Source organism: Cupriavidus lacunae, assembly GCF_003353055.1.
Classification (GTDB): Bacteria; Pseudomonadota; Gammaproteobacteria; order Burkholderiales; family Burkholderiaceae; genus Cupriavidus; species Cupriavidus lacunae.
Window position 1 is genome coordinate 1 of sequence record NZ_QKWJ01000138.1, and the last position, 11831, is coordinate 11831.

Genomic DNA, 11831 nt, shown 5'->3' on the forward strand with positions numbered 1-11831 from the left:
AAAGGGCGAGAGGCTACGCGAGCGGATCGAGGAGCAACTCGCCGACGTCCAGAATAAGCCGCGTCTTGTCCGTTCATTCTTCGACGCTCCATCTGTCGCCTATATTTCCGACTGCTGAGTAAGTGCCATACAACGTCGCGACTCGGGCCCCTATCATTCAGTTGCGCTTGCGCCGGATGACAGTCTCTGGACTTTAGCGACCTCGCGGTTCGGCTAGTCAACACAGGGCAATCAGTTTGCGCAGCAGCGATTCGCCAAGCCAAATTAGTGTTCGACTGTCTCGATCGAGACAATGTCTGCCTGCCTCGGAACCACACGAAGGCTGCTTCAGAGTTGTCACGCTTGAGAGACGCGACATTCGCATTAGCCCGGCGCTAGGGGTAGCGCAGGGCTACTTCTTCATTTGCACGGACTGGGCTTATCGTAGCAAATTGTGCGGCCGGAGAGCTTTGGTCACCGAATTCGTTGCGTACGCCACTGCACCCGATATCGATCACGCATATGGCAGCAACGGGTAGGCCTGCCCAAGGGGGCACTCGGATGCCTACCACGACGCCACTACGGTGCAGTGGCATAATGTCTGCCACTACGGTTGGCAACGACATTCTCCAACTACTTGAACTGCCGGCTCAAGGGATGACATGGACGATATTTTGAATCCTCCTCGCGTGCGCATCCGACGCCGCGGCGCCGATAAGCATCCCTTGATCTTGAAAGCTGCTCGCGAGCTCGTGGCCCAGTCAGGGTTTCGTGAAGCACAGATGACCGTTATAGCGGATGCTGCCGGGATCGCGATCGGAACGCTGTATCGATATTTTCCGTCCAAGACCGAACTCATGGTCGAGGTCGTCAAGTCGACCGCTCAACGCGAGGTGGACGTGGTCGCGGGCATTGCCATGCGCGACGGGTCCGCCTGTGAAAAGCTTGGCGCCGCTGCGTGGACTTTTGCCAGCCGTGCGCTGCGTGGCCGAAGACTCGCGCACGCGCTTGTAGCCGAACCTGTAGAGCCGGAAGTGGAGGCTGCCCGTCTGACTTACCACCGTGCGCTTTCCCGGGTCTTCAAGACAATCATTGAACAGGGCGTAGAAAACCACGAGTTTCCAACGCAGAACGCTGCCGCGTCGGCCGATTGCATTGTCGGCTGCCTGTTTGAAGGCTTGGTCGCACCGCTGAGCAACGGCGCCGCCGATGCATCCACGTCCCTCAGTTCCCACGCCGCGTCGATCATAACGTTCTGCCTTCGCGGAGTCGCCGGACGCATGCTCACCTTTCCGCCCATGCCTGCAGGCTAGTCATCGGCCGTCAGTTTCCCAGGATTTAATCCCGAATCATCATTTCACTTAAGGGCGGCACACTGTCGAAATGTAGTCTACGAGACACTTGTGGTGCGCGCGCCTTCTTTCCATGCTAGTACTTTCCCTGTGAGCGCAAGGCTTGACAGACGTACAGGTGCAACTTAGTCTTAAGTGAAATCTGGATTCACTTAAGGCCAGCGACTAGAGCGACGACCACCCCCTGTATGGAGACACACTCATGAGTACGTTAGAACTCAATTCGGGGCTGGATGACCGGGTCGCCGAGCTGGTTTCGGAATACTCAGCGCCTTCGGCGTGCCTGGCGTGGTTACTGTGCGACCGCCACCCTGCAGACAAGGTTGCCTATGACGTCTTCGACTCTCAAGGCAACACGGAGCGCCTAACCTATGGCGAACTGAAACGACGATCCGAGGCATTTTCGGCGGGGCTCGCAAGCATTGGCGTCCGGGCGGGAGATAGAGTCGCGACGCTTTCAGGAAAGAGTGTGGAATACTTGATTGGTCTCGTCGGGATCTGGCGCCTGGGAGCGGTTCACGTCCCGCTATTTACAGCGTTCGCGCCGCCCGCCATCGCACAGCGTCTCGCCGGTAGCAAGGCAAAAGTCGCGATTTGCGACGCATCCCAAGTTGGCAAGCTCGTAGCAACTGAAGGCGACGAACAGCCCATCGCCGTTACCGACCTTGTCGTCATTGGCCGCGATGACACTTCCCTTGCCGGTTGGCAGATTCATAAATTCGACGATCTCGCAGCCGAGGGACGCCCGAAAGTGCCTGCTGCGGTCCTGGGAGGAGACGCACCGTTTATCCATATCTACACTTCTGGGACTACGGGCAAGCCAAAGGGGGTGGTTGTCCCGATACGCGCCATTGCTGCGTTTAGAGCTTATATCGAGTTTGGCATTGGACTGCGCCCAAGCGATGTGTATTGGTGCGCGGCCGACCCAGGCTGGGCGTATGGACTTTACTTCGGGGTCATCGGCTCTCTGAGTACTGGGGTCCATAGCCTGCTGCTCAAAGGCGTCTTTGATGCTGCGGCCACTTACCAAATCCTCGCAGAGCGCAACGTCACAAATTTCGCAGCCGCTCCGACCGTCTATCGATCCCTCATGTGCTCAGAAGTCTCTCCGCCTCAGGACCTCAAGCTGCGCTGCGCATCAAGCGCTGGGGAGCCGCTCACCCCAGACGTGAACGAATGGGCACAGTCGGCCTTGGGCACCCTCGTCTTTGACCACTACGGCCAAACAGAGGCGGGCATGCTCATTAACAACCACCACGATCCTCGCCTCGCTAGGGAAGTCCGGCCAGGATCGATGGGGATATCAATGCCTGGGTGGAAGGCCGTCGTTCTGGACCGCAGCGAAGATGTCGAACTTCCGACTGGCGAGATCGGGCGTGTCGCCTTCAACCTCGCGGAGAGCCCGCTTGCGTGGTTCCACGGGTACGACGCAGCCCCCGAAAAGAGTGCGGAGAAGTTTTCCGCGAACCGGGAATACTATCTCTCCGGCGATCTGGGAAAAATGGATGCTGACGGCGCCTTCTTTTTTTCTGCGCGAGAGGACGACGTCATCATCATGGCCGGGTATCGCATCGGACCATTTGAGGTCGAGTCCGTGATTGCCGCCCATCCGGCGGTTGCGGAATGCGCCGTCATTGCCGCTCCCGACAAGATCCGCGGAGAAGTGGTGGAGGCGTATGTCGTACTGCGTCAGGCATTCGCTCCAAGCCCTGCAATGGCCGAGGAGATCCAACAGTGGGTCAAGACCCGCTATGCCGCTCACGCCTACCCCCGGCGGGTGCATTTCGCAACCGAACTCCCCAAGACCCCTAGCGGAAAGATCCAACGATTCGTGTTGCGTGCAGCACGGAACGCCGGACTTGCTAACCCCGCCAATAGCACAAAAGAATGCTGACGACTGTGTCGAGACATTCGACACACGCATTCGTTCTTATTTGCACGGCAAACCGTGACGACTCGCCTCAGCGGCACCCGGAGAGATTCACACATGCAAACGCTATCCCACGACTTTAGGAGCCAGGTCACCGCACGACCACCTTTCTCCGAGCGTGTTTCGCGTCCGGCCCTGGCGTCTTTCTTCGAGAACTCCGCCTGGTTCGGCCATCTCACGGATCAGGAAAGAACGCGCGTTATGGCCGATTCTTTTGAGAAGCGCTTAGTCGCTGGCGGTACTGCATGCCACCGGGGTGCGCCAGCCGACCATTGGCTCGGCGTGGTGGAAGGCATCGTCAAGGTGGACACGGCTTCCGCATGCGGGAGAGCTATCACGTTCGCCGGCGTTCCCGCAGGTGCTTGGTTTGGCGAGGGAGCTGTACTGAAGAACGAACCACGGCAGTATTCCGTTGTCGCGCTGAAGAACAGCCGGGTCGCCTATGTTCCTAAGGACACCTTCCTTTGGCTACTGGAACACAACCACACTTTTAGCCGCTACGTCATCGATCAACTCAACGCGCGTTGCGGCTACTACGTCGGGCTGGTGCATAACCTGAGGCTTCACGAAGCTGCAGGCCGCGTGGCGTTCTGCCTTGCCGAACTGTTTCACCGCCAACTCTATCCCGTCACCGACCGGACCTTGGGGCTGTCCCAGGAAGAAATTGGACGCCTCTCCGGCCTGTCGCGCCAGAACACGAATCGAGCCCTACGCGAACTTTCAGATGCCGGCATGATCGCGATGGAATACGGCGCAATCCATATTCTGAATCTCGAAGGACTCCGACAATTCGCTCACATGGGCGATTGATCTGGCAACTTGTCCCGACCGTTCGGCATTGCATCCGCCCCACGGGCCGGCTGCAATGCCGCTCTCCCTACACCATCTCTACCGCTACGGCGGTGGCTTCACCACCGCCAATGCACAGGCTTGCAATTCCTCGGCGGCCACCGGTCCTGCGAAGCGCACCGATAAGCGTTACCAGGATTCGCGTACCAGATGCGCCAATGGGATGGCCGAGTGCACATGCCCCGCCGTGAATGTTGACCTTCTCCCGGTCTAGATGCAGGTCCTGCACGACGGCCATCGCAACAACCGCAAACGCTTCGTTAATTTCCCAAAGATCGACCGCGGATGCGGCCCATCCCAATCCGTCGAGAAGCTTCCGGATCGCGCCAATCGGAGCGGTGGTGAACGTCGCCGGAGTCTGCGCGTGCGTCGCATGGCCCATGATCCTAGCAAGCGGCTGGAGTTGCTTCTTGTCGGCAATGGACTTCCGGGTAAGGACCATCGCCGCGGCGCCGTCCGAGATCGAACTCGAATTTGCTGCCGTCACGGTCCCCTCCCTCTTGAAGGCCGGCTTCAAGGTGGGAACTCGATTCAGGTCAGCCTTCAGCGGCTGTTCATCACGCGTTACCGATACCGGGCCCTTCCTGGCATCTACGGTAAGGGGCACCGTCTCCCACGCGAAACTACCCGCGTCGATCGCAGCCTGCGCCCGCAGCGTCGACATCACCGCCCATTCGTCCTGGGCCTCCCTCGTGAAGCCATACGTCGCCGCGCAATCCTCGGCAAACGTACCCATCAGGCGCCCACGCGTGTCCTCGCTGTACTGGTCCTCAAGACCGTCCAGAAACATGTGATCCATTACCTTGCCATGGCCGAGCCGATAGCCGGCTCGCGCTTTTGGCAGCAGATAAGGCGCATTCGACATGGATTCCATGCCGCCGGCGATCATGATGTCGTTGCTGTTTGCCAGCAACAGATCATGGGCCAACATGACCGCCTTCATCCCGGATCCGCAAACCTTGCTGATAGTGGTGCAAGGCGTAGCCAGCTCCAGGCCCCCGCGGATACCTGCCTGCCGCGTGGGCGCCTGTCCAACGCCCGCTGGGAGGACGCACCCCATGAGAAGTTCCTGAATGCAGGAGGGAGTCAGGCCGGCACGTTCTACGGCCGCACGGATTGCTGCCCCTCCCATCTCCGGAGCAGTCAAGGAGGACAGCTCGCCTTGGAACCCACCGATAGGCGTACGCGCCACCGATAGGACGACGACTGGATCGTTTGTCGAGTTCACCATGAGTACCTCACTTCGCTGCCATACGGATGGCACCGTCGAGACGAATGACCTCACCGTTGAGGTAAGGGTTGCCGATAACGTGCTGCACAAGATCTGCAAACTCCTGTGGCCTGCCCATGCGCTGGGGAAACGGCACGGATGCCCCAAGCGACTTCTGCACCTCGTCAGGCATGGCGAGCAACATGGGGGTTGCCATGATCCCCGGCGCGATCGTTACCACCCGTACGCCAAATCGCGCCAGTTCGCGCGCCAGTGGCAGTGTCATTGCCACGACTGCGCCCTTCGAGGCGGCATATGCGCTTTGGCCGACCTGGCCGTCGAAGGCAGCAACCGATGCCGTGTTGACGATGATGCCGCGTTCGCCGTCGACCGACGGCTGCTGCTCTGCCATCAGTGCCGCCCCAAGGCGGAGGACATTAAACGTTCCTGCAACGTTGATCTGAAGCGTGCGGCTGAACGATGCCAGGGCATGCACGCCGTTCTTGCCAATCACTTTTTCAGCAGGAGCAACGCCAGCACAGTTGACGAGTCCGCGCAAAGATCCCAGCCCGGCAGCGAAGTCGAACATCTCCTTCACACTGTCTTCGTTTGTGACGTCTGTCCGGACAAAGACGCCGCCTGTCCTGCGCGCGACCTCTTGTCCGGTGTTCGAATCGAGGTCGACGATAACGACTTTCGCCCCCTTCTCAGCAAGTGCTGTTGCGGTGGCAGCACCAAGACCGGAGCCGGCCCCGGTCACCACAAATACGTTGTCCTGAATCTGCATGTCTACGGAAATACTTGGTTCAGCGGTTGGTGGATGCGTGCACATCGAGCGAGGAAAGTGAAGCTTCCTGCGGCGGTTGCACGGATGCGCTTTGGCGGTGATCGATGAGCATGACCGCCAGGGTCCCGACCAGGCCGGCAAAGCCGATGGCCAAGAAATTCTGTTCAAGTGGAAGCTTCATTGCCACGAGTGCGCCGATGAGCACAGGTGCCGCGATGGCGCCGAGCCGTCCGATGCCCGAGGCGAAGCCCACGCCAGTGGAACGAATGGAGCCCGGATAGAACTCCCCCGCATAGGCATAGGCGAGCAACTGCGTGCCGAGCGTCGAGGCGCCGACAACGAACACGAGTACGAACAGCAGTTCGGTCACCTTCGTGTATCCCATGAGGGAAAGCGACACAGCACCCGTGGCATAGAACGCCACCAGCACGTGCTTAATATTGAAACGGTCCCCCAGCCAGCCGCCACCGACCGCGCCGCATACAGCACCGATGTTGAACACCAGTACAAAGTTCAAGGCAGAACCGAGGCTGTATCCGGACATCGCCATGAGCTTCGTCAACCACGAACTGAGCGAATAGACCATGAAGAGGCCGGTAAAGAAGGCGACCCAGATCATCAGAGTGCTCACGGCGCGCCCACGGGCGAAAAGCGCCGCGACGGGGGCATTGGACGCCATCGCTTCCTGGGGCACGACCAGACGATCATCCGACGCAATCTGCAGCTCGGGGGCGAGCTTGCGAACCACAGCACGAAGCGAGTCGTCCCGCTGCTTTCTTGCGAGAAACGCCATGGATTCCGGCATGGTCCACAGGATGAACGGAATGAAGAGCACCGGCAGCCCGGCAACGAAAAACACCGCCTGCCAGCCATATACTTCGATCAGGCCCTTGCCGGTCAGGGCAACCAGAATCCCGCCGATCGAATACCCGGCAAATACGACGGTTACGAGCCGAGCCCGGATCTTGCTGGGTGCAAACTCTCCCATCTGGGCCGTCACGACAGGTAGCACGCCGCCGATACCGAGGCCTGCCAAGAAACGCGTCACACTGAAGCTGATCGGGTCCGTCGTCAGGCCGGCGGCAGCAGTAAAGACGCTGAAAAGTCCGACGCACACGCAGATGGACAACTTGCGGCCGATCTTGTCGGCGAGCGTGCCGAGGTAGATCGCGCCAAACATCATGCCGAACAGCGCAGAACTCGCCATGAATCCGGCCCTCGTGGCATCGACTCCCATCTGCTTCATGATCGACGGCAGCGCCGCACCCACTACCGCCAGGTCGTAGCCATCCAGCACCAGGATCATCACGCACCAGAAGAGAATCATCCGGTGAAAGCCAGAGAACTTGGCTGTGTCTGCTACTTTTTGAACGTCAATTTCTTTTGTCATTGTCTCCTCCATTTTTGATGGTTCAAATCATTCGTGAACTGCGGTTATTCCTTGTGAAACGTCGTAAAGCTGGAGGCGGGTTCACGCTCTGATGCCAGTGAGTTCTCGATGCGCTCCTCATCGGCATATCCCAGACTCATCCCGACCACGAACTTCTCCTGGGCACCAAGTGCCAACTCCTGTTCGATGATCCTGTGGTACTTCATGAACGCAGCCTGAGGGCAAGTACTCAGGCCGTACGTGCGCGCCACGACCATGATGTTTTGCAGGAACATCCCGTAGTCCAGCAGGCTTCCCTGGTTCATCATTCGGTCAACCGTGAAGAAGAGGCCGACGGGCGCATCAAAGAACTGATAGTTCCGGCCGTGCTGGGCGTGCATGCTGGCCTTGTCGCCCTTCTCGATGCCAAGGAGGCTGTAGAGCTGCCAACCTACCGCGCGACGGCGATCGAGATACGGGGACGTCCATTTCAGCGGGTAATACGCCCATTCGTCGCCGTGCTCTGCGGCAAGCGCCGGATCGTCATCCACGTTCCGAATCGCCGCGCAGACCCGGTCCTTGGCGGCACCCATCAGCACGTGGACCTTCCATGGCTGCATATTCACCCCGGTCGCAGCGAACCGCGCGGTGTTCAGGATCGCCTCGACGACGTCGGTTGACACGGGCTCCGGGAGGAAGGCACGGACGCTACGGCGCGTCGTAATCGCCCATTCGACCGCGCGACGCACGGCTGGAAGCTCCCCAGGAGGGGGACTCAATCTGTTCAGGTTCACGCTAACGCTCTCTACTCAAAATGGCTGCATCAGCCTTTCGGGTAAGAGACTAGGTTTCGCGTTGAACAGGTACTGTCACATAGCCGACAATTCCGGGTTATTCCTGTTCTCGACGCCGAGCGCGTCGGCAATGTCTTGTGCAAGACAGTGTCGCAAGAGGAATCGGCTTACTTTCCGGGTTCCATTTGTGCGCATAGCACAGTACTCATAGAACTCGGTAGGAGACAGTCGTGAGCAACAACATTTACGAAATCGGCCTGGAGCGCAACAACGCCAACCACGTTCCGTTGACCCCGCTGCACTTCTTAGACCGCTGCGCCGAGCAGTACCCGAACAGGGACGCCATTGTTCATGGCAACCTCCGCCAGTCGTGGAGCACGACAAGGGAGCGCTGCCGACGCCTGGCAAGTGCCCTCATCAAGCTCGGCATCGGAAAAGGCGACACCGTGTCGATCCTTGCCCCGAACACTCCGGCAATGGTGGAAGCCCATCATGGCATCCCCCTGAGTGGGGCTGTATTGAACGCTATCAACTGCCGGCTTGATGCGGATGGTGTGCGGTTTATCCTGAAGCACGGCGAAGCCAAGGTCCTGCTGGTGGATCGGGAATTTTCCGCTCTTGCAGCGGCCGCCCTCGAGGGACTCGACAATCCTCCCCTGATCATCGATATCGCCGATACGTTGGCGCCCGAATACGAACTGATCGGCGAACATGAATATGAGCAGTTCCTCCGGCAAGGCGATGCCGACTTTCCGGGAATCTATCCCAAGGACGAGTGGGATGCCATCGCGCTGAACTACACCTCCGGAACCACATCCGATCCCAAGGGAGTCGTCCCGAGCCATCGCGGCGCGTATCTGATGAGCCTGCTGCAGCTCACGGACTGGGGCATGCCGCGCGGCCCTAAGTACTTGTGGACGCTGCCGCTATTCCATGCCAATGGTTGGTGCTTCGCGTGGGCCATTACCGCAGCAGCCGGCACTCACGTGTGCCTGCGCAAAGTGACGGCCGCAAACATCTTCCATGCGATTGAAGCGCACGGCGTGGACCATTTCTGCGCGGCACCCATTGTGCTCGCCTCCCTCGCCACAGCAACAGAGGGAGAGCGCCGAGCGTTCTCGCATCCCGTTCGCATCCGTACGGCGGGCTCGCCACCTCCTGCAACCGTACTCAAGGCCGTGAGCGAAATGGGCTTCGACGTCGAGCATGTGTATGGGATTACGGAGGCTTCCGGCACACCGGTCAGTTCGTACGCCAATCCCGCCTGGAACTCCATGTCGCCGGACGCCAAGGCTCGTCTGATGGCACGCCAGGGAAACCGTGCGGCCGCGCTAGAAGGGTTATACGTCGCGGATCCCGACACAATGCGCGCGGTACCGTGGGATGGCCGAACACAAGGCGAGCTCTTGTTGCGGGGCAACATCGTCATGAAGGGCTATTTGAAGAACCCCGAAGCCACCGAGCGGGCCTTTGGAGGGGGGTGGTTCCACACTGGCGACGTGGCAGTAGTGCACTCTGACGGGTACATCCAGATTACCGATCGATCCAAGGACGTGATTATCTCAGGCGGGGAAAACATCTCATCCGTGGAGGTAGAAGATGTCCTCCATCAACACCCGGCCGTCCTGATTGCTGCGGTCGTCGCCCAACCCCACCCGAAATGGGGAGAGTCGCCCTGCGCATTCATCGAGCTCAAAGACGGCTACGCCGAGCCATCCGAGGCTGAAGTCATTGCCTTCTGTCGTGATCGACTGGCGCACTACAAGTGCCCCGTTCGCGTTGTCTATGGTGCGCTACCGAAAACCGGTACCGGAAAGATTCAGAAATTCCGGCTGCGCGAAATGGCCCGAAGCCGCGAGGCCATCACCGATTTGGCCAGCTCACGTTAACCCTTCTTGCAGCACTGAACTATGATCGATTGCATTGTTGACGGGCATACCGCACTGGTAACGCTCAAGCGCCCGCCGGTTAACGCCTTCAATATTGAGAGCCTTGCCGTATTGGAGGCGCTGATCGGCCGACTGAACGCCAATGCGGACGTGCGGGCAGTTGTAATCACGGGCGAAGGGAAGTTCTTCAGCGCTGGCGCCGACCTCAAGGAGATCGCGAATAGCGATCCCAATCATCCCCGATTAGTCGCCCAGCACTTTGGGCGAGCGTTCGAAGCGCTTCAGAACGCCAGGCCTGTGGTCATTGCCGCAATCAATGGGTACGCCCTGGGAGGCGGCCTGGAATGTGCGTTGTCTTGCGACATCCGCATCGCCGAAGCACACGTCCAGATGGCGCTGCCCGAAAACGCGGTCGGGCTTCTGCCCGCCGGTTGCGGAACCCAGACACTGCCTGCACTCGTGGGGGAAGGCTGGGCGAAGCGCATGATCCTGTGCAATGAGCGCGTGGACGCCGAGACGGCGTTGAGGATCGGTCTGGTTGAAGAATTTGTCCCAACCGGGACGAGCCTGGAGACCGCGATCGCACTGGCGCAGCGAGCGTCCTCGGTGAGTCCTACCGCCGCCGCGGCAAGCAAGAAGCTGATCCAACTGGCGAGAAAAGGTGTACCGAGAAAAGCCGCTCTGGCCGTCGAGCGCGAGCAGTTCCTTCGCCTGTTTGATGGTGAGGATCAGAAGGAAGGCGTGGCCGCCTTCCTCGAAAAAAGATCGCCGCGCTGGCGCGGCCTGTAGTCGTCGCAACGGCTTTGATCGGAGGATGCCGTTCGATCAAGGCCGGAGTTCCAATTCCTCCACATCCCCGGGACTGCGCTTTCGAGGACCCAGTTGTAGCGTGGCTTGATGCCTCCGCACGTAGCCCGTGTCCATCAGTAATCCCGCGGCTTCCGCCTCCGTCGGTCCCTGCAGGATCCCACTCCGGCAGACAAGCCCCGCATCCAGCCACGCAACGTGGCAACAGCACGATATCCTGCCTCAGCATGCGCCGCTCGACGCGGATATCGTGCCGCCACCATGCATTGAAGTCGTACACGTAGAAGAAGGCCTCGTGCTCGCGCAGAGCAAATGCGTTCAGCGTTAGCGCGGTTGCCGCCGTGGAAAATTGCAAAGCGCCCTCGCGGCTTTCGCCATATCTCCGGCCACGAATGATGAACTGGTGCAGGTGATCGTCTGTCCAGCCCATGGCCGCCTGGATGACCTCGTGCAGCCGAGCCAGCGTCACGTGCTCAGGAATGAGCAAACGCCGCCAGACCGGCGGGCTCAAGCCGCACAGAGCATTTCGAAGTTGAAGGACGGAGATCGCCGGCCCAGGATAGGAAGCCATGCGCGCATTGTAGGTGCCTCATAGGCCTCTCAGCAGTAGGCCCATCGTTTGCCCCCGATTTGGCGCGCTCTCCACCCGTTGAAGTCATACACATAGACGAAGCCTTCGTGTTCGCCGGAGGCGAAACGCAGTCAGTGGCAGTTCGTTTGCCACGGTGGTGGAGAACTGCAAGACGCCCTCCAGAGAAACGAATTGAAGACGACTACCGTGAGGGGGCCATTATCATGAAGCTGTCCCCACGGGATGGATCTGGAAGCCAAGGGCAGTCGCGCGGCGCCGTAGCGCGGCGATGCT

General features: G+C 59.7%; 9 protein-coding genes and 2 pseudogenes. 6 read left to right on the forward strand and 5 right to left on the reverse strand.

The window, feature by feature from the left end; all coding sequences use genetic code 11:
- The 4 genes and pseudogenes from DN412_RS44275 to DN412_RS40600 form a co-directional block, all read left to right on the forward strand.
- Positions 1-118, forward strand: a pseudogene (locus tag DN412_RS44275) (IS630 family transposase); the annotation flags it as partial.
- A gap of 523 nt (positions 119-641) precedes the next feature.
- A complete protein-coding gene (locus DN412_RS40590) occupies positions 642-1292 on the forward strand; it encodes a TetR/AcrR family transcriptional regulator (RefSeq protein WP_115216674.1) in 651 nt (216 codons plus the stop codon).
- A 241-nt stretch (positions 1293-1533) separates the two neighbouring features.
- Positions 1534-3225 carry an AMP-binding protein gene (locus DN412_RS40595; protein ID WP_115216675.1) on the forward strand — a complete coding sequence of 564 codons (1692 nt, stop codon included), beginning with the start codon at positions 1534-1536 and terminating at the stop codon, positions 3223-3225.
- Positions 3226-3318: 93 nt separating this feature from the next.
- The gene (locus DN412_RS40600) at positions 3319-4071 is read left to right on the forward strand and encodes a Crp/Fnr family transcriptional regulator (RefSeq protein WP_244223069.1); all 753 of its coding nucleotides are present in this window, start codon (positions 3319-3321) and stop codon (positions 4069-4071) included.
- A gap of 67 nt (positions 4072-4138) precedes the next feature.
- On the opposite strand, the gene DN412_RS40605 is transcribed toward DN412_RS40600, so the two are convergent.
- Genes DN412_RS40605 through DN412_RS40620 form a run of 4 tightly spaced genes read right to left on the reverse strand, consistent with a single transcriptional unit; the run spans position 4139 to position 8264 of the window.
- Complete coding sequence (locus tag DN412_RS40605) at positions 4139-5341, reverse strand: acetyl-CoA C-acyltransferase (protein WP_115216676.1); 1203 nt, start codon at positions 5339-5341, stop codon at positions 4139-4141.
- A gap of 7 nt (positions 5342-5348) precedes the next feature.
- Positions 5349-6107 (reverse strand): SDR family NAD(P)-dependent oxidoreductase, encoded by a 759-nt coding sequence (locus DN412_RS40610; protein ID WP_115216677.1) that lies wholly within the window; start codon positions 6105-6107, stop codon positions 5349-5351.
- Positions 6108-6126: 19 nt separating this feature from the next.
- Positions 6127-7497 (reverse strand): MFS transporter, encoded by a 1371-nt coding sequence (locus tag DN412_RS40615; RefSeq protein ID WP_115216678.1) that lies wholly within the window; start codon positions 7495-7497, stop codon positions 6127-6129.
- A gap of 44 nt (positions 7498-7541) precedes the next feature.
- Complete coding sequence (locus DN412_RS40620; RefSeq protein WP_167471193.1) at positions 7542-8264, reverse strand: nitroreductase; 723 nt, start codon at positions 8262-8264, stop codon at positions 7542-7544.
- A gap of 236 nt (positions 8265-8500) precedes the next feature.
- On the opposite strand from DN412_RS40620, the gene DN412_RS40625 reads away from it, so the two are divergent.
- Together DN412_RS40625 and DN412_RS40630 are read left to right on the forward strand one after the other, a co-directional pair.
- Positions 8501-10159 carry an AMP-binding protein gene (locus tag DN412_RS40625; RefSeq protein WP_115216680.1) on the forward strand — a complete coding sequence of 553 codons (1659 nt, stop codon included), beginning with the start codon at positions 8501-8503 and terminating at the stop codon, positions 10157-10159.
- Between the two features lie 21 nt (positions 10160-10180).
- The gene (locus DN412_RS40630) at positions 10181-10948 is read left to right on the forward strand and encodes an enoyl-CoA hydratase (RefSeq protein WP_115216681.1); all 768 of its coding nucleotides are present in this window, start codon (positions 10181-10183) and stop codon (positions 10946-10948) included.
- A gap of 241 nt (positions 10949-11189) precedes the next feature.
- Here DN412_RS40630 and DN412_RS46160 read toward each other — a convergent pair.
- Positions 11190-11537: pseudogene (locus DN412_RS46160) on the reverse strand (plasmid pRiA4b ORF-3 family protein); the annotation flags it as partial.
- Positions 11538-11831: the final 294 nt, after the last annotated feature.